Source organism: Streptomyces sp. NPDC088116 (genome assembly GCF_044741745.1).
GTDB lineage: Bacteria > Actinomycetota > Actinomycetes > Streptomycetales > Streptomycetaceae > Streptomyces.
In genome coordinates, this window is sequence record NZ_JBIUTF010000001.1 from 199,202 (window position 1) to 219,194 (window position 19,993).

Sequence of the window (19,993 nt, forward strand, 5' to 3'; positions counted from 1 at the left end):
ATGTCCGAGCGCCGAACCTCTCGGGAACGCGGCTAAGAGGCCCGGTAGGCCGCCGTCAGCCTGGCCACCGCTCCCGCCGGGTCGCCGGTGAGCAGCAGATGGTCCGCGTCGGCGAACGGCTTCGCCGTCGCCGCCGTCGGATACTGTCCGATCCTGTGCTGTACGAGCAGCCTGGCCCGTTCGACCAGGGCCCTGCTCTTCGGGGAGTACCCGCGCCCCGCCTTCGCCAGCGCCCTCGCCTCGGCACCGAGGCCGGTGAGGGTCCGCAGCCCGCCCCCGGGCGGCGGCTTGAGGGTCGTCAGCCCCCAGCCGTACGGGAACTGGGGATCGTACGACGTGTCACCGACGTTGACCGGCAGCGAGGCGACGGACTTCGGCCAGGTCAGCGGTAGTTGACCGGTGAAGGGGCGCGCGCCGTAGAGGACGTCGGCGACGCCGTCGCCCTCGGTGCCCGGCAGCCAGGACGCCACCAGCGCGTCGATGCCGGCCAGGCGGTCGCCGATGAGCAGCGGACGCCCCGACACGGTCAGCACCGCGCATTTCATGGCCCCGCAGACCCTGTCGACGGCCTTCTTGTCGGCGGCGGACAGCTCCAGGTCGTGGCCGTTGCCGACATCGCCCTTCCCCTCGGTGTAGGGCGTCTCGCCGACGACGACCACACCCACGTCGTAGCCCGCCGTGCCGGTCGACGCGTCCTCGGAGTAGGTGAGAGAAGCGCCGTGGGCCGCCTTCCTCATGCCCTCAAGGATGGTCGTCCCGGTGGTCGTCGTCCCGGACGCGCCCTGCCAGCTGATGGACCAGCCGCCCATCTGGTTGCCGAGGTCGTGCGCGTTGGACCCGGCCACGTACACCTTCTGGGACGGCTTCAGCGGCAGGATTCCCCCGGCGTTCTTCAGCAGCACCTGGGACTTGGCGACCGCGTCCCGGGCCACGGCGCGGTGTTCGTCCGAGCCGACCGAGGAGAGGTGGGTGGTGTCCGCGTACGGCTTCTCGAACAGGCCCAGCCGGAACTTCTGTTCAAGGATCCGGGAGACCGCGTCGTCGATCCGGCTCTCGGCGATCCGGCCCGCCGTCACCTCCTCCTGGAGGATCCGGCTGAAGTCCCGGTACGCGGTCGGCACCATGATCATGTCGAGACCGGCGTTGACCGAGGTGCGGACGTCGCTCGCGTAGTCGCCGGGGATCTGGTCGATCGCCTGGTAGTCGCTGATGACGAAGCCCTGGAAGCCCATCCGGCCCTTGAGTTCCTTGTTGATCATCGCCGCGTTGGCGTGCATCTTCACCGGGCCCGCGCTCCTCCTCCCCGCACCGAGGATGTCCAGCGAGGAGTACGAGGGCATGACCGTGCCCGCGCCGCGCCGGACCGCCTCGGTGAACGGGGCGAGGTGGACCGTTTCCAACTCGTGGCGGGTGACCTTCGTGACGCCCTGGTCGATGGTGTAGGGGCCCGAGGTGGACGAGCCGTACTCCGTACCGCCGTCTCCGACGAAGTGCTTCGCGCTGGTCAACACCTTGTCGTTACGGGACAGTTCCTCGCCGGACCGGGCGCCCTGCATGCCGTCGACGACCGTCTCCATGGCGGTCACCAGGGCCGGGTCCTCGCCGAAGGCCTCGTACGTACGGCCCCAGCGCTCGTCGCGGGCGACGCACAGGCAAGGGGCGAAGTCCCATGGGATGCCGGTGGCGCGGACCTCCCGCGCCGTGACGGCCCCGGTCTTCTCCGCGACCGACGGGTCGCGGGTCGCGCCGATACCGATGTTGTGCGGCATGATCGTCGCGCCGATGACGTTGTTGTGCCCGTGGACCGCGTCCACACCGTAGATCAGCGGGATCTGGTGGCGGGTGGTCCGCGTCCTGAGCTGGTAGGAGTCGACCATCTCGGCCCAGGCGGCGGGGGTGTTGGGGGTCGGCGCGGACCCGCCGCCGGAGAGCAGCGAGCCGAGGGCGTACGTGCCGATGTCGCCCTGGTCCGTGAGGGCGTTGCGCTCGGCCTGGGTCATCTGACCGGCCTTCTCGGCGAGCGACATCCGGGAGAGGAGGTCGGCGACGCGCCGCTTCACCGGCAGCCTCGCGTCGAGATAGGGCAGGCCGTGCGCGTCGATGACGATCTTCGGGGTCTCGGCGGGCGCCTCGGCTCCGGTGACGGTGAGCGGGAGCGGGACGGTCTCCGCGCTCTCGGCGACCCGGTCCCGGCGGGTGGGAACGCTGACCGTACGGGAGGTGCCGGAGGGGGTGCCCGCCGGGAAGGTGAGCGTGCCGGAGACGGCGCGGTGGTCCGTACCCGGGGCGGCGGCGCGCTCGGTGGCGCTGTCTTCCGAGGCCCCTGCCCCGGTCTTGTAGGCGACGGTCACGGCCCCGCCGGTGCGGCCGCCCCCGGGGGTCGTGACCGAGATCGTGACCTCGGCCGTGTCCCCTTCCTCTACCGGGTACACCGGGGCGTCGGTGAGGACGCTCGCCCGCGACGCCGGTTCGCCCACCGGGGCGAGGTCGTCCACCGAGACGGACGACCCGGCCCCGGTGAGCGGCAACAGGCCCGCGAGGACGGCGCCCGCGACGAGCACCACCGTCCGCACTCCCGGCCTCGCGCTGCCTCTCGGCCCCCGTCTCACATGTGTGTGGTGCATGGTGTCGTGCTCCTTCGGCGCGCGGTCAGTGCTGCTGCCGCGTCGCGTCGTGCGTGGGGCCGGGCGCGAGTTCGTGCAGGGAGTCAGTCGTGAGACCGGGCGTGAGATCGCGGGTGAGCCGGATCGTGTCGCGGTACCACTTGGCGCTGTCCTTGAGCGTCCTGGCCTGGGTGCCGTAGTCGACCCGGACGATCCCGAAGCGCTTGTCGTAGCCGTACGCCCACTCGAAGTTGTCCATCAGCGACCAGGCGAAGTAGCCGCGTACGTCCGCGCCTTGGGCCCGCGCCTCGGTGACGGCCGCGATGTGGTCGGCGAGATAGGCCGTACGGTCGGCGTCCGGGACGGAGCCGTCGGCGGCGACGGTGTCGTCGAACGCGGCGCCGTTCTCGGTGATCACCGTCGGTACGCCGTAGTCGCGCTGGAGGCGGACGAGCAGCTCGGTGAGCTCGGTCGGGGTGATCTCCCAGTCCATGGCGGTACGGGGCAGATCGCGCGGCACGACCCGGGTGACGGGCAGCCCGTCGGCGTCCGCCGGGGAGCCCTCCTCGGTGACTCCGGAGAAGAGCGTGCCCCGGTAGAAGTTGACCCCGAGGGTGTCGAGGGGCGCGGAGATGATCTCCAAGTCGCCGTCGCGCACGGGGAGTTCGACACCGCGCAGGGCCAGGTCGGCGACGGTGTCCTCGGGGTAGCGGCCATGGACGAGCGGGTCGAGATAGAGCCGCGTACCCATGCCGTCGGCGCGGCGGCAGGCCTCGGCGTCGGCCTCGCTGCCGGTCTCGGGGGTGGCGGTGCCGAGGTTGAGGGTGATGCCGAGGTCGAGCGGGCGGTCGCCGGCGGCCTCCCGGATACGGCCTGCGGCGAGGCCGTGGCCCAGGAGGAGATGGTGGACGGCGTGGACGGCGTCGCCGAAGTTCTTCCGGCCGGGCGCGTGGACGCCGATGTCGTAGCCGAGCATGGCCGAGCACCAGGGCTCGTTGAGCGTGGTCCAGTGCTCGACCCGGTCGCCGAGGGCCTCGTGGGCGAGCATCGCGTAGTCGGCGAAGCGGTACGCGGTGTCGCGGGCGGGCCAGCCGCCCGCGTCTTCCAGTTCCTGCGGGAGATCCCAGTGGTAGAGGGTGATCCAGGGGGTGATGTTCCGCCCGCGCAGCTCGTCGACGAGCCGCTTGTAGAAGTCCAGGCCCTTCGCGTTGGCGGGGCCCCGGCCGCCCGGCTGGATGCGCGGCCAGGCCAGCGAGAAGCGGTAGGTGTCGACGCCGAGTCCGGCGATCAGCTCCACGTCCTCGGGCATCCGGTGGTAGTGGTCGCATGCCACATCGCCGTGCTCACCGCGTACGACGGCGCCCGGCACCCGGCAGAAGGTGTCCCAGATCGAGGCGGTCCGGCCGTCCTCGGTCGCCGCGCCCTCGATCTGGTACGCGGAGGTGGCGACGCCCCAGCGGAAATCCGTGGGCAGTCCGGGGACGGCCACGGCGGGGCGGGCGGCGGCGGCGACGGGGGTGGTGGCGGCCTGGACGGGGGTGGCGTTCATAGGTCTCCTGGGGCAGGGGGGCACCCAGCGGTGCGTGAGGGTGGGGGTGCGTGAAGGCGGAGGGAGGGAACACGTACGAGAGTTGGCAGATATGGCCGAAAATGAACGAAGGTGGTCACACGGAGTCAGCGGGCACCGGATGGTGCAGCCAGCAGGCCACCGATCGCGCCGGTTCGCCGTCCGGGGCCGCCGGCACCGGCACCCGTTCCGCGCAGGGCGCGAACGCCTTGCCGCAGCGCGGATGGAACGCGCAGCCGGCCGGCATCGCCGACAGGTGCGGGGGCGAGCCGGGTATCCCGGTCAGCTCGCGGCGGGGCCCGTGCAGGGCGGGGAACGAGTGGAGGAGTCCGTCGCTGTACGGGTGGCGCGGGTCGCGGTAGATCTCGGCGGCGTCGGCCTCCTCGACGATCCGTCCGCCGTACATGATCGCGATCCGGTCCGAGAACTCGATCAGCAGCGAGATGTCATGGGTGATGAAGACGACCGAGAAACCCAGCTCCTCGCGGAGCCTGACCAGCTGCCGGAGAATCTGACGCTGCATCACCACATCGAGTGCGGTGGTCGGTTCGTCCATGATGACGATCTCGGGCTCCAGCGCGAGCGCCATCGCGATCATCACGCGCTGGCGCATGCCGCCGGAGAGCTGGTGCGGAAAGGCGGTCAGCCGGTCCGTGGAGATGCCGACCAGCGAGAGCAGTTCCTCGGCGCGCGCCGTGCGTTCGGCCGCCTTCATGCCCGGCCGGTGCGCCTTGAGCACATCGGTGAGCTGACTGTGCACGGTGTGCACGGGGTTGAGGGAGTTCATCGCGCCCTGGAAGACGATCGACAGCTCCTGCCAGCGGAAGGCCCGCAGCCGGCGGGGGCTGAGCGCCAGCAGGTCCACCGGGGCCGCGTCCCGCGCGCCGGGCGGATGGTAGTGGACCTCGCCGCCGGTGATCACCCCGGGCGGCGAGAGCAGCCGGGTCACGGCGTACGCGAGCGTGGACTTGCCGGAGCCCGACTCCCCCGCGAGACCGAGGACTTCGCCCCGGTGCAGGGTCAGATCGATGTCGCGCAGCGCGCGCACCGCGCCGGTTCCGGTGCCGTAGTCGACGGTGAGTCCGCGGATCGTGAGGACGGGGCTGCCGGTCATGCGCGCGGCTCCTTGCCGTCGTGGAGATTCTGGGATTTCCGGGGGTCCTGGGGTTTCCCGGGGTCCTGGGGTTTCCCGGGGTCCTGGAGGTCTCGGACCACCGGGGTGAAGCCCACGCGCATCCTGACCTTCCTCGACGCGCCGGTCTCGGTGCGCAGCCGTGGGTTGATGAACTCGTCGATACCGAAATTGATGAGGGAGAGGGCCGCGCCGAGCAGGGCGATACAGACCCCGGCCGGTACGAACCACCACCACGCGCCCTGGGCCAGTGCCTGGTTGGACTGGGCCCAGAAGAGCACCGTCCCCCAGTTCCAGTTGGAGATGTCGGCGACACCCGTGAACGCGAGGGTGATCTCCAGCAGGACGGCGAAGATGACGGTGCCGACGAAGCCGGACGCGATGACGGCGGTGAGGTTCGGCATGATCTCGAAGCAGATGATCCGCCAGGTGGGTTCGCCGGTGGCCCTGGCCGCCTCCACATAGTCCCGGCGTCGCAGCGAGAGCGTCTGCGCGCGCAGCACGCGGGCTCCCCAGGCCCAGGAGGTGGCGGCGATGACGGCGGCGATCAGCATGTCCCCGGTGTCCGAGACGAAGCTGGCGATGATGATGATCAGCGGCAGCGCGGGGATGACCAGGAAGATGTTGGAGAGCGCCGAGAGCAGTTCGTCCGCGACGCCGCCCAGGAAACCGGCGCTGACGCCGATCAGCACGGACAGGACCGTCGCGAGGAATCCGGCGACGAAGCCGACGACCAGCACGCCCCGGGTGCCGACGAGGATCTGGGAGAGCACGTCCTGACCGGTCTGGGTGGTGCCGAACCAGTGCGCCGCCGAGGGTGCCTGGAGGATGTCGTCACTCATCCTGTCGGGGTCGTACGGCGCGATCCACGGTCCGACGACGGCCAGCAGAGTGAAGAATCCGAGAATGGCGAGCCCGGTGACGGTCTTTCCGCCGCGCAGGAAGCGCAGCCTGGCCCGTCGGCCCCCGCCCCGGCTCGGGCTCCGGCCTGGCTCCGGGTCCCCACCCGCTTCGAGGACGGCTGCTTCGGCAGCGGTGACGGCCATGGCTCAGGCCTCCCTTCGGGTACGCGGATCGAGCAGCAGGTAGATCAGGTCGGCCAGCAGGTTCGCGGCGAGGACCGCGAGCGTGATGATCAGGAAGACGCCCTGCATCAGCGGGTAGTCCTTGGCGCCGACGGCCTGGAAGAGCTGGAAGCCGATACCGGGATAGGAGAAGACCATCTCCACGAGCAGCGTGCCGCCGACGATGAAGCCCAGGGACAGGGCGAAGCCGGAGATGTTCGGCAGGATCGCGTTCCTGGCGGCGTACGAGAACATCACGCGCCGCTCCGTCAGGCCCTTGGCCTGCGCGACCATGACGTAGTCCTCGGAGGAGACGGTCACCATCATGTTGCGCATGCCGAGGATCCAGCCGGCCATGGCGCTCAGCACGATCGTCACGCCCGGCAGCACCGCGTGGTAGAGCGCGCTGGAGAGGAACGGCACGTCGAAGGCGGGCACCAGCGCGCTGTCGTAGCCGCCCGCGGCCGGGAAGAGCGGCCACTTCACGGCGAACAGGGAGATGGCGATCAGCCCGAGCCAGAAGTAGGGGATGGACGAGATGAAGGTGGTGACGGGCAGCAGCCCGTCCAGCCAGGAGCCGCGCCGCCAGCCGCTGTAGACGCCGATACCGGTGCCGAGGAGGAAGCTGATCAGGGTGGCGGTGCCGACCAGGGCCAGCGTCCAGGGCAGCGACTGGGAGATCACCTCGCTGACGGGCGTGGGGAAGAAGGTGAAAGAGAGGCCCAGGTCGCCCTGGAGGAGATGGGACCAGTAGTCGGTGTACTGCTGCCAGAGCGACCGTTGCTTGTCGAGGCCGAAGAGCGCCCTGAGGGAGTTGACCGCGCTGGAGTCGAGCTGGCCCTGGAAGCGGGAGATCAGCGCCTGGACCGGGTCGCCCGGCATCAGGCGCGGGATCAGGAAGTTGATGGTGATCGCGGCCCAGGCGGTGAGGGCGTAGAAGGCGAGCCGCTGGAGTACGTACTTCACGAGGCCGCTCCTTCCTGCGTGCCGGCCGCCGGGCCGGGTACGTCGGCCGCCTGAGCCGGTGCGTCGGCCGCCGACCCCGGCGCGGATGCCGCCGGTCCGTTCTCGTACAGCCAGCAGGCCGCCCACTGGTCGCCGTCCCCGTCCAGCTCGAAGCGCGGCGGGAGTTCGGTGCGGCAGCGCTCCATGGCCTTCGGGCAGCGGGGGTGGAAGCGGCAGCCGTCGGGCGGGTCGATCAGGGAGGGCGGCTCACCGCTCTCCTCCCCGTCCGCTTCCCGCTCCTCGCCCGGCCCTCCCCCCGACACGACCCGGTCGGGGTCCGGCGCGGAGGCGATCAGCAGCTGGGTATAGGGGTGGGCCGGGCGCTGGGTGACTCTCTCGCTGTCCCCGCCCTCCACGATCCGGCCCGCGTACATCACCAGGGTCGTGTCGGCGAAGTACCGCGCGGAGGCGATGTCGTGCGTGATGTAGAGAATCGCCAGCCGCAGCCGCTCCTTGAGGTCGCGCAGCAGATTGAGCACGCCGAGCCGGATGGAGACGTCGAGCATCGAGACCGGCTCGTCGGCGAGCAGCACCTGCGGATCGGCGCCCAGGGCGCGGGCGATGGCGACGCGCTGGCGCTGACCGCCCGACAGTTCGTGCGGGAACTTGTCCAGGAACTGTCCCGGCGGGGTCAGTTGGACCCGTTCCAGCAGCTCGGCCGCCTGGGCCTCGGTGGCCTGCCTGCCATGGATCTTCAGCGAGCGCGTGAGGTGGTAGCGCACGGTGTGCACGGGGTTGAGGGAGGCGAACGGGTCCTGGAAGATCAGCTGGACCTGCCGGACGTACGCGCGGAAGGACCGGCCGCGCCCGGCCACCACCGGCTTGCCCCCGAGCCGTATCTCACCTCCGGTGAGCGGGTACAGCTGGGCAAGCAGCCGGGCGACGGTGGATTTCCCCGAGCCGGACTCCCCCACCAGCGCGGTGACGCTGCCCCGCCGCAGCCGCAGCGAGACATCGTCCACGGCGTGGACCGTACGGCGGCGGCGTGCGAGCAGGTCGCCGCCGGTGCGCTTGACGGGGAAGTGCTTGGTGACGCCGCGCGCTTCGAGTACGACGGCGGAGTCCTGGGTGCCCGGGACACGGGCCTGCTGGCTCTTCTGCGTGGTCATGGCCGCGTCCCGCCGTCACTTGGCGGGCTTGAGGCGCAGCACGATGTCCAGCGCGTTCGGCTGGGTCGGCTGCGGAGGGCCGTACGGATCGGCCTCGCTCGGCCAGCCGACCCAGTTCTTGGTGGAGTACTCCGCTCCGAGGGGCGCCGCCGCCGTCGGGATCATCGGCACCTCCTCGACCATGATCTTCTGGAGGGTGTTCATGGCCGCCGTACGGGCCGAGTCCTCCTCGGCGTTGGCGTACTCCCTGAGCGCCTTGGTCGCCTCGGGGCTGTCGAAGCGCCCGAAGTTGCCGAGCGGGGCGCTCTTGCCGATGGGCTGGAGCAGCGAGCCGTCCATGATGTTCTGGTACATGTCGTACGGCGTGGGCCCGTTGTTGGTCCAGTGCAGGGTGGCGTCGAAGTTGCCGTTGGCGACGTCGGACGTCCAGGCCTCCACGGTCTGGGTCTTGACCTTCGCCTCGATACCGAGTTGCTTGATGTTGTCCTTGATGATGGAGAGCCCGGTGATGTAGTCGTTCCAGCCGGCCGGGTCGGTGAAGGTGAGCGACACGGGCTTGCCCGAGGGATCCTTCAACTGTCCGCCGGAGAGCGTGAATCCGGCGTCGCTCAGCACCTTCTTCGCCCCCGCCACATCGGGCTTCGTCGTGGCGTTCTTGTACGCGGGCGCGAGGAAGGACTCACCGGCGGGCAGCGGCACACCGGTGGGGTTGGTGATCTCCGGGTAGAGCGTGGCCTGCGCCTGGACATGGATGGCGCGGCGGTCGACCACCATCGCCATGGCCTTGCGCAGCGACGCGTTGCTCAGTGCGCCCTTCTCGGTGTTGAACCACAGGCCGTGGATGCCGAGTCCGGAGGGGAACCAGAGCTTGTTGTTCTTGGGGTCCCTCGCGACGTACAGCTGCTTGTAGTTCGGCATGAAGACGAACGACCACTCGGACTTGCCGCTGCCCAGGGCGGTGGTCTGCGCGCTGTTGTCGTTGTACGAGGTGTAGCGCAGCTCCTTCACCCGCGTGGTGCCCTTCCAGTAGGAGGGCGTCGCGGTGAGCGTGGTGGTCTGCGGGGTGAACGTCTTGAGCCGGTACGGTCCCGAGCCGACCGGCGTGCGGTTGGGCCAGGTCGCCGGGTCCTTGACGCCCTGCCATATGTGTTTCGGCACGACATAGGTGGTGCCGATCTTGTTCTGGTTGACGAACTGCGACTCCTTGAAGGTCAGTACGACCTTGTCGCCCTCCGTCGCGATCCCGTCGTACGGGATGCCGAAACCGTTGAGCGCCGGGTACTTCTTGATCAGCCCGAAGGTGAACGCGGCGTCCTCGGCGGTGAGCGGCTTGCCGTCGGACCACTTGGCCTTGGGGTTCATCGTGAAGGTGACCTTGGTGAAGTTGGCCTCCCACTTCCAGGCGCCGGCCAGCCAGGGTTGGCCCTTCTCGTCGGGCCGCACGAGGTTCGTCATCACCAGCGGCTCGTAGATCATGTAGCGGTAGCCGAGCGAGGCACCGGCGGAGGTGCTCAGGAACGGATTGCTGTTGTTGGTCTGCGGGCCGTTCGGCATGCCGATGGTCAGGACGCCCGAGGCACCGGCGGACCGGTTGGCGTCCGAGTTGGCCGAGGAACATCCGGCGGCGAGGGCGGCCACGGCGGTGGTGGCGGCCAGCGCCCGGAGCGTGCGGGGTGCGGACATGGTGAGGACTCCTGGAATGGGCTGCGCTGCGGAATTCGAGGTGGTCACGTTGACGGTGTCGGGCTATCGGATACGGGCCGCCGCGGCGGCGAGCGGGGCCGACCGCCGTACGACGAGTTCGGTGGGCAGGACGACCCGTCGCTCCGGCACGGACACCCCGCCGAGCCGGGTGAGCAGCATCCGCGCGGCCGTCTCGCCCATCCGCCGGGTGGGCTGGCGCACGGTGGTCAGCGGCGGCTCGGTGTGCCGGGCCAGCGGGATGTCGTCGAACCCGACCACCGCGACATCGTCGGGGACGGTCCGCCCGGCGGCCCGCAGGGCCCGCAGCGCGCCGGCCGCGCAGATGTCGTTGTGCGCGAACACGGAGTCGATGGCGGTGCCCTCGGCGAGGACGCGTTCGACGGCGAGACGCCCGGACAGCTCGGTGAAGTCCCCTTCGAAGACGCGGGCGTCGGGCAGGATCCCGCTGAAGCCGGCGAGCCGGTCCCGTACGCAGCCGAAGCCCGCGGGTCCCGTGATGACCAGGGGTCTGCGGCGCCCGTCGGCCAGCAGGTGGCGGGCCGCGGACGCGCCTCCCTCGTGGTTGGTGGTCGCGACGGACGGAAAGTCCTCCGGGTGGCTGCCGCGGTCGTCGATCAGGACGACGGGCAGGCCCTTGTGGTGCAGGCCGACGAGGGTGTCGAGGGTGTTCGCGGGTTCGACCACGAGCAGTCCGTCGAAGGCGCGGGCCGAGACCTGGGTGGTGAAGCGCTCCACCGATTCGGCGCCGCGGTTGCAGCTGAAGAGCAGCAGTCCGTAGTCCGCGGCCTCGACGGTGTCCGCCACGCCCTGGAGGACCTCGCCCATCCATGGCCAGACGAGTGACGGGACGAGCATGCCGACCGTACGGCTGTTGCCGCGGGCCAGTCCGACGGCGCCCGAGCTGGGTACGTAACCGAGCCGGGCGATCACGGCGCGGACGCGGGCGGCCGTACCGCCGTCGACTTCACCCTTTGTGTTGATCACCCGGGACACGGTCGTCTTGCTGACGCCGGCCTGACGGGCGACGTCAGCCATCGTGACACGCATCGGGCCTCCGCGTTGAGGTGCTGTGGATCAGTGCCGTACGACGGTGCCTGCAACCGGTACCGGAACCGGTACCGGCGCTGGGCGGTGAGTTAACCGGGACCACAACACGCCCGTCAATACTTCACACCACAATTGGTCCACACCTTTACTACGCAGCAGGCCAGCGTTCAGGTCAGGGGTGAGGCATGGTGGTTGTGCGTTCAGGTTGTGAATGCGCGTCCTCTTGACGGGAGTTCACCGGAGCAGTTCACTCACGCCGCACAGCACCTTCGCACCACCCCCCACACCCTGCCGAGAAAGGCAGCAGACCTATGTCGAGATCGAGATCGGGTTTAAGACCGAGTTCGGGATCAGGACCGGCCCGCACCGGGCTGCGATCGGCCCGCACCGGGCGGCGGCTGACGAGGATTCTCCTGTCCGGCGCCCTGGTCACCGCCGGACTCACCGGGCTGTCGGCCGGTCCGGCGCAGGCCGCCGGCGAACAGGTCAACATCTGGCTGACGACCACCGACGACAGCGGCGGACGCCATGTCACCCGCGGTCTCCAGCAGCAGACCCCCGTCAACTTCCAGACGGGCACCGGCGGCAGCGGCACGAACATCAGCGTGGACGAGGGCACCCGCTACCAGACCTTCACCGGCGGCGGCGCCTCGTTCACGGACACCGCGGCCTGGCTGATGAAGAGCAGCGGCGCGCTCTCGCAGGCGACCCGCGACGACACGATGAGGAAGCTCTTCTCCCCCACCGACGGGATCGGGCTCTCCTTCATCCGCAACCCGATGGGCGGTTCCGACCTCGCCCGGTTCGGCTACACGTACAACGATCTGGCGGCCGGTCAGACCGACCCGAGCCTCGCCAGGTTCTCGATCGCGCACGACCTGGCGGACGTGCTGCCGCTGACCAAGCAGGCCAAGCAGCTCAACCCGGCGCTGACGACGATGGCCTCGCCGTGGACGGCTCCGGCCTGGATGAAGGACAACGGGCAGCTCAACGGCGGCTGGCTGAAGGCCGAGAACTACGGCACCTACGCGAGCTACTTCGTTAAGTATCTCCAGGCCTACCGCGACCAGGGCGTACCCGTCGACTATGTCTCGGCGCAGAACGAGCCGACCTGCTGCGCCGGTTACCCGTCGATGAGCTGGAACGGCTCGGGCCTCGCGTACTTCACCAAGAGCGAGTTGCTGCCGAAGCTCCAGGGCGCGGGACTGTCCACGAAGGTGCTGGCGCACGACTGGAACTGGGACACGTACGACGCGTACGCGGCGGCCACCGTGAACGACGCGGCGGTCCGCGACCACCCCAACTTCGGCGGGATCGCCTGGCACGGCTACGGCGGCGACGTACAGAAGCAGACGACCGTCCACAACCAGTACCCGCAGCTGAACGCGTTCCAGACCGAGCACTCGGGCGGTACGTGGATCGCCAATCAGCAGCGCGAGGACATGTCGAACATCATCGACTACACCCGTAACTGGGCGAAGTCGGTGACCAAGTGGTCCCTGGCGGTGGACCAGAACCGCGGCCCGCACAACGGCGGTTGCGGCACCTGCGACGGCCTGATCACCGTCCACAACGGGGACGGCAGGCACGGCCAGGTCGACTTCACCATCGAGTACTACACGATGGGCCACCTCACCAAGTTCGTGAAGCCCGGCGCCCAGCGGATCTCCTCCTCCGCCAGCGCCACCGTGCCCAATGTGGCCTGGCGCAACCCGGACGGGTCCAAGGCGCTGATCGCCTACAACGACGCGTCGGCGGCCAGGGAGATGCGGGTCAACTGGGGCGGGCAGACGTTCAGTTACTCGCTGCCCGGCAAGACCTCGGCGACCTTCACCTGGGCCGGCACCCAGTCCGGCGGCGGTTCGGGCACGGGCTCCGTCACAGGGCTCGGCGGCAAGTGCCTGGACGTCGCGGGCGACTCCAGCGCCGACGGGACGGCCGTCCAGCTGTACGACTGCGACGGCTCGACGGGCCAGCGCTGGACGTTCGGCGCGGACTCCACGGTCAGGGCGCTGGGCAAGTGCCTGGATGTGACCTCGGCGTCCACGGCGGACGGCGCGAAGGTCCAGTTGTACGAGTGCAACGGGTCCGGGGCGCAGCAGTGGAGATACGAGTCGGCCTCCGGCGACCTGGTGAACGTACCGGCCGACAAGTGTCTCGACGCGTCGGACAACTCGTCGGCGAACGGGACGCGGGCGCAGATCTGGGCCTGCACCGGGGCCGCCAACCAGAAGTGGCGGCTTCAGAGCTAGCTGTTCTGTGCCAGATGTTCGGGACTCGATCGCCGGGCGGGCCGAAGAGCGGCCCTGGGCCCGGCCGGCGATCGAGTCCCGACGCGGCGGTCACTGCGGCGGTTCGACCCCGGCCCGCATCAGTCCGTAGGTGTACGCGTCCTCCAGCGCCTGCCAGGAGGCCGCGATGACGTTCTCCGCGACCCCGACCGTGGCCCAGTCGCCGTTGCCGTCCGCCGTGGTGATCAGCACCCGGGTGGTGGACTCCGTACCGTGCCGGCCTTCGAGGATGCGGACCTTGTAGTCCACCAGTTCCAGCTTGGCCAGCTGCGGATAGATCCGCTCCAGGCCGACCCGCATGGCCCGGTCCAGGGCGTTGACCGGGCCGTTGCCCTCGGCGGTGGCGACGATGCGCTCGCCCTTGGCCCACAGCTTCACGGTGGCCTCGTTGGCGTGCGATCCGTCGGGGCGGTCCTCGACGATCGCGCGCCAGGACTCCGTACGGAAGTAGCTGCGGGGGCGGCCTTCCACCTCTTCGCGCAGCATCAACTCGAACGACGCGTCGGCCGCCTCGTACGTGTAGCCCTTCAGCTCACGCTCCTTGACCCGGCCGACGACCCGGCCGACCAGATCGCGGTCGCCGCCCAGATCGATGCCCAGCTCCTTGCCCTTGAGCTCGATGGAGGCGCGGCCCGCCATGTCGGAGACGAGCATCCGCATGGAGTTGCCGACCGCCTCGGGGGCGATGTGCTGGTACAGGTCGGGGTCGACCTTGATCGCGGAGGCGTGGAGTCCGCCCTTGTGGGCGAAGGCGGAGACGCCGACGTACGGCTGGTGGGTGGAGGGCGCGAGGTTGACGACCTCGGCGATGGCGTGCGAGATCCGGGTCATCTCGGCGAGCGCCCCGGCGGGCAGGACACGCTGGTCGTACTTCAGCTCCAGGGCGGCGACGACGGGGAAGAGGTTGGCGTTGCCGACGCGCTCGCCGTAGCCGTTGGCCGTGCACTGGACGTGGGTGGCGCCCGCGTCGACGGCGGCGAGGGTATTGGCGACGGCGCAGCCGGTGTCGTCCTGGGCGTGGATGCCGAGCCGCGCGCCGGTGTCGGCGAGCACGGTGGAGACGACGGCCTGGATCTGGGCGGGCAGCATGCCGCCGTTGGTGTCGCAGAGGATGACCACATCGGCGCCGGCCTCGGAGGCGGCCCGTACGACGGCCTTGGCGTACTCGGGGTTGGCGCGGTAGCCGTCGAAGAAGTGCTCGCAGTCCACGAATACGCGGCGGCCCTGTTCGCGCAGGTAGGAGACGGTGTCGCGGACCATCGCGACGTTCTCGTCGAGGGTGGTGCGCAGCGCCAGTTCCACATGCCGGTCGTGCGATTTGGCGACCAGCGTGACCACCGGCGCCCCGGACTCGACCAGCGCCCTGACCTGGGGGTCCTCCGAGGCCGTCGCGCCCGGTCGCCGGGTGGAGCCGAAGGCGACGAGCTGGGCGTGCCGGAAGTCGATCTCCTGCTGGGCGCGGGCGAAGAACTCGGTGTCCCGCGGGTTGGCGCCGGGCCAGCCGCCCTCGATGAAGCCCACGCCGAAGTCGTCCAGGTGCCGGGCGATGGTCAGCTTGTCGGCGACCGTCAGATTGATGCCCTCGCGCTGGGCGCCGTCGCGCAGCGTCGTGTCGAAGACATGGAAACTGTCGTTGCTCACCGTGGACTCTGTGGTCATGGTGTCCTGCTCCTGTCGAGTGGATGAGATCTGCCTTCCGGAGACATCGGAAGGTTCCGGAAGGCCTGGCTCCACTTGCCCCCATCTTCCCGCGCGGCCCGTTCTCCGCCGGGGTGGGGTCGGAAAACGAAAAAACCCCTCGCGGGTAGCGAGAGGTCTGCGCGCGGGTCTGAGGCACGATGGCCGCGCCGTACGGGGTGGTACGGGGCGGTCACTGCGGACCGGCGCGCTTGCTGCCGATAATCATGGCGAACGAGAGCACGAGCCGATTTTCGCACGTCTGCCGCGCTGGTGAAATCCCGTCTCACGATGCGGTCATATCCGGTGACACTGGGCGGTTGAGGGGCCCGGTGGGGCCCGCACCCGGATCGGATGCGGGCCCGGACCTCAAGCCCCCGAAGCCTCAGGGCCTCAGGGCCTCAGGGCCTCAGGGCCTCAGGGCCTCAGCCCAGCTGGTGCATCCAGCCGTGCGGGTCAGCCGCCGAGCCCGTCTGGATGTCCAGCAGCGCCTTGCGCAGCTTCATCGTCACCTCGCCCGGCTCGCCGCCCGACTGGACCCACTCGCCGTCCGCCGACTTGACCACGCCGACCGGGGTGATCACCGCGGCCGTGCCGCAGGCGAAGACCTCGGTGAGGGTGCCGTTCTCGCTGTCGCGGCGCCAGTCCTCCGTGGAGATACGGCCCTCCTCGGCGGTGCAGCCGAGGTCCCCCGCCAGCTTCAGCAGCGAGTCACGGGTGATGCCCGCCAGCAGGGAGCCGGTCAGCTCGGGGGTGACGATGCGGTCGCCGTAGACGAAGTACAGGTTCATCCCGCCCATCTCCTCGACCCAGCGGTGTTCCAGCGCGTCCAGCCAGACCACCTGGTCGCAACCCTTCTCCGCAGCCTCGGCCTGGGCGAGCAGGGAGGCCGCGTAGTTGCCGCCGGTCTTGGCGAAGCCCATGCCGCCGGGGACCGCGCGGACGTAGTTCTCCGAGAGCCAGACCGAGACCGGCTCGACACCGCCGGGGAAGTACGCGCCGGCGGGTGAGGCGATGACCAGGAACAGATACTCGTTCGCCGGCCGCACACCGAGACCGACCTCGGTCGCGATCATGAACGGCCGCAGGTAGAGGGACTCCTCCCCGCCGTGCGCGGGCACCCACGCCTTGTCCTGCTGGACCAGCGCGTCGCACGCCTCGATGAATGTCTCGGCCGGCAGCTCCGGCATCGCGAGACGGCGGGCCGAGCGCTGGAAGCGGGCCGCGTTCGCGTCGGGGCGGAACGTGGCGACCGATCCGTCGGGACGGCGGTAGGCCTTGAGTCCCTCGAAGATCTCCTGCGCGTAGTGCAGCGTCATGTTGGCCGGGTCGATCGAGAGCGGCGCGTACGGAACGAGTTCCGCGTCGTGCCAGCCCCGCCCCTCCGTCCACTTGATCGTCACCATGTGGTCGGTGAAGTGACGGCCGAATCCCGGGTTGACCAGGATCGCCTCGCGCTCGGCGTCGGACAGCGGATGCGCGGAGGGCTTGAGCTGGATCGTGGGCCTGGCCTCGATCGTGGGCGTTGACGTACGCGTGGTCATGAATACTCGTCCTTCACGTTTGGTTGTGACGGACCGCGTTCACGTCGCTACTAGGACGTCCGAGCATTCCCGTATACCGCGGCCCGAGCCGATTATCACTCGACAGGGACGGCGGAAGGAAGAAATGGGGTGAATGCGGCCCGGGGGCTGGTGAAGCACCCGGTGGCCGCACAGCACAGCCGCCGGGTGCGAGGACCCGGCGGCTGTAAAAATCCGACGGGGCGTCAGCTCGCTACTCGTACGGCGAGCGCGTCGCCGATCTCGTCGGTCGTGCGCGGGGCCGCCGTACCGTCGCGCCCGGCGAGATCGGCCGCGACGGCCTCCTCGATCCGGGCGGCCTCGGCGTCGAAACCGAGGTGCCGCAGCAGCAGGGCGACGGAGAGAATCGTGGCCGTGGGGTCGGCCTTCCCCTGTCCCGCGATGTCCGGCGCCGAGCCGTGGACCGGCTCGAACATGGACGGGAAGGCGCGGTCCGGGTTGATGTTCGCGGACGCGGCCAGGCCGATGCCGCCGGTCACGGCAGCGGCCAGGTCGGTGAGGATGTCACCGAAGAGGTTGTCGGTGACGATCACGTCGAAGCGCTCGGGCTGGGTGACGAAGAAGATCGTCGCGGCGTCGACATGCAGATAGTCGGTGGTGACCTCGGGGTACTCCCGGCCGACACGGTCGAAGATGTTCTTCCACATATGGCCCGCGTAGACGAGGACGTTGTTCTTGTGGACCAGCGTCAGCTTCTTGCGCGGACGGGAGTTGGCCCGCTCGTACGCATCGCGGACGACACGCTCCACGCCGTACGCCGTATTGAGACTCACCTCGGTGGCCACCTCGGCGGGCGTACCCGTGCGCAGCGAACCTCCGTTGCCCGTGTACGGACCCTCGGTGCCCTCGCGGACGACGACGAAGTCGATGTCGGGGCGGCCGGCCAGCGGGGTCTCCGTGTTCGGGAAGAGCCTCGACGGGCGGAGGTTCACATAGTGGTCGAAGGCGAAGCGGAGCTTGAGCAGCAGTCCGCGCTCCAGGACGCCGGACGGCACGGTCGGGTCGCCGATCGCGCCGAGCAGGATCGCGTCATGGGACTTGAGGGCTTCCAGCTCCGTGTCCGGGAGGGTCTCCCCGGTCCGGTGCCAGCGGCTCGCGCCGAGGTCGTACTTCTTGGTCTCCAGCTTCACATCCTGCGGGAGGACGGAACTCAGGACTTTCAGGCCCTGGGCCACGACCTCCTGACCGATGCCGTCACCGGGGATCACTGCGAGATTGATGCTGCGAGACATGTCGGCACCCTACCCTCCGTCCCACTGCCTGACACAGGCCATCCATTCTGTGGACACATTGCGATTCGGTCGCCCGCTGTACGCCCCGGCTCCACGCTTGCGCCACCCTGCGGTGTCACCGTCGGGCCATGGACACTCCCCGCGTCGGGATTCCCGACCATCTCGCTTCCCGCATGACCATGCCGGAGCAGCACGAGTATCTGCGCGACCGTATCGGACGGCGCGGCCTGCTGCGCGCGGGCACGCTCGCCGCCGGGACCGTGGCGGGCGCCGGTCTGCTGGGCTCCAGCTCGGCGACCGCGGGCGGCACCACGAACGGCCTCGCCGGAGCCGGAGCCGGTGCCCCGGCTTTCCTGCCGTCGTCGGCCACCCCCCGGGTCGACGGATCGCTGGTGGCGCCCTTCGGCCGGCATCTCGCCTTCGGCTCCGACCCGAAGACGAGGATGACGGTCTCCTGGCAGGTGCCGTTCGCGGTCAAGAACCCCTACGTACGGGTGGGCCTGAAGCCCTGGGACCTGAGCCAGAAGATCACGGCCGAGGTCCGGTCGCTGCACACGCCGTCGCTGTCGGCGAAGCTGCCGGCGGTGGAGCAGTACTACCTGCACGCGGCGCTGGAGCGGCTGCGCCCCGGGACGACGTACTACTACGGCGTGGGCCACGACGGCTTCGACCCGGCGGACGCGCGCAACCTCGGGACCGTCAGCACGTTCCGTACGGCCCCGGCCCGCGCCGAGTCGTTCGTCTTCACGGCCTTCGGCGACCAGGGGGTCTCGTACGACGCCCTCGCCAACGACCAGGTCATCCTCGGCCAGAACCCGGTCTTCCATCTGCACGCGGGCGACATCTGCTACGCGGACAGCAGCGGCCAGGGCACCGAGTCGGACACCTACGACGCCCGGGTCTGGGACCAGTTCCTGGCGCAGACCGAGACGGTGGCCTCGCGGGTGCCGTGGATGGTGACGACGGGCAACCACGACATGGAGGCGTGGTACTCCCCCAACGGCTACGGTGGCCAGAACGCGCGCTGGACCCTGCCGGACAGCGGTCTCGACCCGGTGAAGTCGCCGGGTGTGTACTCCTTCACATACGGCAACGTCGGGGTGGTCGCCCTGGACGCCAACGACATCTCGTACGAGATCCGCGCCAACACCGGCTACACCGACGGCGCCCAGACCCGCTGGCTGGACCGGCGCCTGGGCGAGCTGCGCGCGGACAAGGGCATCGACTTCATCGTGGTGTTCTTCCACCACTGCGCCTTCTCCACGACCAATTCGCACGCCTCGGACGGCGGCGTGCGCGACGCGTGGGTGCCGCTCTTCGACAAGCACCGCGTGGACCTGGTCGTCAACGGCCACAACCATGTGTACGAGCGCACCGACGCGCTGCGCGGAGGGAAGGTCGGGCGCAAGGCCCCGGTCGGCGAGTCGGTCAGCTCGGTGCGGGACGGCATCGTGTACGTCACGGCGGGCGGCGCGGGCAAGGCGCTGTACGACTTCCCCGTGCCGGACAGCTACGAGGGCCATGTCGCCGACCTGGACAGCGTGCCGTCGTACCACTGGGAGACCGGCGGCGAGAAGGCCACCGAGACCGTCGAGTGGTCGCGGGTGCGCTACACGGGCTTCTCGTTCCTCGCCGTCGAGGTGACGACGGGCAGCCACCCGGAGCTGAAGGTCACCGCGCTCGCCGAGACGGGCGAGCGGGTGGACCATTTCACCGTCACCCGCTGATCCCCGTCCGCACAGGCGGCCGGGCGGATACGGCTCAGTGACCGGTCGAGCCGCCGTTGTCCCTGCGGTCGAGCGCGCGCTGCAGGGCGGCGGCGGCATTCCTGCGGTCGGTGTCGCTCGTACGGGGGGTGTGACGGACGCGGCGGACTGTCGTCTCGGCCATGGTGATCGACTCCTTGAGATCGCCGAGTCACGCGGCGGAGCCGCATGACGCATCTTCGAGGCGCCGGAAGAGGCGGAGGGCGTGCGCCG

At 69.8% G+C, this 19,993-nt stretch carries 14 protein-coding genes; 2 read left to right on the plus strand and 12 right to left on the minus strand.

What is annotated here, in order from left to right; translation table 11 throughout:
- Nucleotides 1–32: 32 nt before the first annotated feature.
- The 8 genes from ACIOJD_RS00910 to ACIOJD_RS00945 form a co-directional block, all read right to left on the minus strand.
- The gene (locus ACIOJD_RS00910; protein ID WP_401907534.1) at nucleotides 33–2,624 is read right to left on the minus strand and encodes a glycoside hydrolase family 3 N-terminal domain-containing protein; all 2,592 of its coding nucleotides are present in this window, start codon (nucleotides 2,622–2,624) and stop codon (nucleotides 33–35) included.
- 25 nt (nucleotides 2,625–2,649) lie between these two features.
- On the minus strand, nucleotides 2,650–4,152 hold the full coding sequence (locus ACIOJD_RS00915; RefSeq protein WP_401907535.1) for a GH1 family beta-glucosidase: 1,503 nt from the start codon (nucleotides 4,150–4,152) through the stop codon (nucleotides 2,650–2,652).
- Nucleotides 4,153–4,267: 115 nt separating this feature from the next.
- Nucleotides 4,268–5,284 carry an ABC transporter ATP-binding protein gene (locus ACIOJD_RS00920; RefSeq protein ID WP_401907537.1) on the minus strand — a complete coding sequence of 339 codons (1,017 nt, stop codon included), beginning with the start codon at nucleotides 5,282–5,284 and terminating at the stop codon, nucleotides 4,268–4,270.
- Nucleotides 5,281–6,348: an ABC transporter permease gene (locus ACIOJD_RS00925; RefSeq protein ID WP_401907538.1), complete on the minus strand. Its 1,068-nt coding sequence runs from the start codon at nucleotides 6,346–6,348 to the stop codon at nucleotides 5,281–5,283. Before ACIOJD_RS00925 ends, ACIOJD_RS00920 begins: the two co-directional genes overlap by 4 nt.
- Before the next feature lie 3 nt (nucleotides 6,349–6,351).
- The gene (locus ACIOJD_RS00930; protein ID WP_401907540.1) at nucleotides 6,352–7,332 is read right to left on the minus strand and encodes an ABC transporter permease; all 981 of its coding nucleotides are present in this window, start codon (nucleotides 7,330–7,332) and stop codon (nucleotides 6,352–6,354) included.
- Entirely contained in the window at nucleotides 7,329–8,480 is a 1,152-nt protein-coding gene (locus ACIOJD_RS00935; RefSeq protein WP_401907542.1) for an ABC transporter ATP-binding protein, read from the minus strand. Before ACIOJD_RS00935 ends, ACIOJD_RS00930 begins: the two co-directional genes overlap by 4 nt.
- A gap of 15 nt (nucleotides 8,481–8,495) precedes the next feature.
- Nucleotides 8,496–10,163 (minus strand): ABC transporter substrate-binding protein, encoded by a 1,668-nt coding sequence (locus ACIOJD_RS00940; RefSeq protein WP_401907543.1) that lies wholly within the window; start codon nucleotides 10,161–10,163, stop codon nucleotides 8,496–8,498.
- Nucleotides 10,164–10,226: 63 nt separating this feature from the next.
- Nucleotides 10,227–11,231 carry a LacI family DNA-binding transcriptional regulator gene (locus tag ACIOJD_RS00945; protein WP_401907545.1) on the minus strand — a complete coding sequence of 335 codons (1,005 nt, stop codon included), beginning with the start codon at nucleotides 11,229–11,231 and terminating at the stop codon, nucleotides 10,227–10,229.
- A 311-nt stretch (nucleotides 11,232–11,542) separates the two neighbouring features.
- Here ACIOJD_RS00945 and ACIOJD_RS00950 point away from each other — a divergent pair, with 311 nt between their 5' ends.
- Nucleotides 11,543–13,483 carry a ricin-type beta-trefoil lectin domain protein gene (locus ACIOJD_RS00950; RefSeq protein WP_401907547.1) on the plus strand — a complete coding sequence of 647 codons (1,941 nt, stop codon included), beginning with the start codon at nucleotides 11,543–11,545 and terminating at the stop codon, nucleotides 13,481–13,483.
- Between the two features lie 90 nt (nucleotides 13,484–13,573).
- Here the strand turns inward: ACIOJD_RS00950 and cimA are convergent, their stop codons facing one another.
- The 3 genes from cimA to ACIOJD_RS00965 all read right to left on the minus strand — a co-directional run bounded on the left by cimA (nucleotide 13,574) and on the right by ACIOJD_RS00965 (nucleotide 18,014).
- Nucleotides 13,574–15,181, minus strand: coding sequence for a citramalate synthase (cimA, locus tag ACIOJD_RS00955; protein ID WP_401907549.1), 1,608 nt, complete (start codon nucleotides 15,179–15,181; stop codon nucleotides 13,574–13,576).
- Between the two features lie 443 nt (nucleotides 15,182–15,624).
- Nucleotides 15,625–16,743: a branched-chain amino acid aminotransferase gene (locus ACIOJD_RS00960; RefSeq protein WP_401907550.1), complete on the minus strand. Its 1,119-nt coding sequence runs from the start codon at nucleotides 16,741–16,743 to the stop codon at nucleotides 15,625–15,627.
- A 224-nt stretch (nucleotides 16,744–16,967) separates the two neighbouring features.
- Nucleotides 16,968–18,014: a 3-isopropylmalate dehydrogenase gene (locus tag ACIOJD_RS00965; protein ID WP_401907552.1), complete on the minus strand. Its 1,047-nt coding sequence runs from the start codon at nucleotides 18,012–18,014 to the stop codon at nucleotides 16,968–16,970.
- Nucleotides 18,015–18,142: 128 nt separating this feature from the next.
- On the opposite strand from ACIOJD_RS00965, the gene ACIOJD_RS00970 reads away from it, so the two are divergent.
- A complete protein-coding gene (locus ACIOJD_RS00970; RefSeq protein ID WP_401907554.1) occupies nucleotides 18,143–19,741 on the plus strand; it encodes a purple acid phosphatase family protein in 1,599 nt (532 codons plus the stop codon).
- Nucleotides 19,742–19,775: 34 nt separating this feature from the next.
- On the opposite strand, the gene ACIOJD_RS00975 is transcribed toward ACIOJD_RS00970, so the two are convergent.
- Nucleotides 19,776–19,904 (minus strand): hypothetical protein, encoded by a 129-nt coding sequence (locus tag ACIOJD_RS00975; RefSeq protein WP_401907555.1) that lies wholly within the window; start codon nucleotides 19,902–19,904, stop codon nucleotides 19,776–19,778.
- Between the last annotated feature and the right edge of the window lie 89 nt (nucleotides 19,905–19,993).

What these genes read in the sequence shown, in the direction of transcription:
- ACIOJD_RS00945 (WP_401907545.1), bottom strand. Translation starts at nt 11,231, where the DNA reads ATGCGTGTCACGATGGCTGACGTCGCCCGTCAGGCCGGCGTCAGCAAG.
- ACIOJD_RS00940 (WP_401907543.1), bottom strand. Translation starts at nt 10,163, where the DNA reads ATGTCCGCACCCCGCACGCTCCGGGCGCTGGCCGCCACCACCGCCGTG.
- ACIOJD_RS00960 (WP_401907550.1), bottom strand. Translation starts at nt 16,743, where the DNA reads ATGACCACGCGTACGTCAACGCCCACGATCGAGGCCAGGCCCACGATC.
- ACIOJD_RS00950 (WP_401907547.1), top strand. Translation starts at nt 11,543, where the DNA reads ATGTCGAGATCGAGATCGGGTTTAAGACCGAGTTCGGGATCAGGACCG.
- ACIOJD_RS00920 (WP_401907537.1), bottom strand. Translation starts at nt 5,284, where the DNA reads ATGACCGGCAGCCCCGTCCTCACGATCCGCGGACTCACCGTCGACTAC.
- ACIOJD_RS00915 (WP_401907535.1), bottom strand. Translation starts at nt 4,152, where the DNA reads ATGAACGCCACCCCCGTCCAGGCCGCCACCACCCCCGTCGCCGCCGCC.
- ACIOJD_RS00965 (WP_401907552.1), bottom strand. Translation starts at nt 18,014, where the DNA reads ATGTCTCGCAGCATCAATCTCGCAGTGATCCCCGGTGACGGCATCGGT.
- ACIOJD_RS00910 (WP_401907534.1), bottom strand. Translation starts at nt 2,624, where the DNA reads ATGCACCACACACATGTGAGACGGGGGCCGAGAGGCAGCGCGAGGCCG.
- ACIOJD_RS00925 (WP_401907538.1), bottom strand. Translation starts at nt 6,348, where the DNA reads ATGGCCGTCACCGCTGCCGAAGCAGCCGTCCTCGAAGCGGGTGGGGAC.
- ACIOJD_RS00935 (WP_401907542.1), bottom strand. Translation starts at nt 8,480, where the DNA reads ATGACCACGCAGAAGAGCCAGCAGGCCCGTGTCCCGGGCACCCAGGAC.
- ACIOJD_RS00970 (WP_401907554.1), top strand. Translation starts at nt 18,143, where the DNA reads ATGGACACTCCCCGCGTCGGGATTCCCGACCATCTCGCTTCCCGCATG.
- ACIOJD_RS00975 (WP_401907555.1), bottom strand. Translation starts at nt 19,904, where the DNA reads ATGGCCGAGACGACAGTCCGCCGCGTCCGTCACACCCCCCGTACGAGC.
- cimA (WP_401907549.1), bottom strand. Translation starts at nt 15,181, where the DNA reads ATGACCACAGAGTCCACGGTGAGCAACGACAGTTTCCATGTCTTCGAC.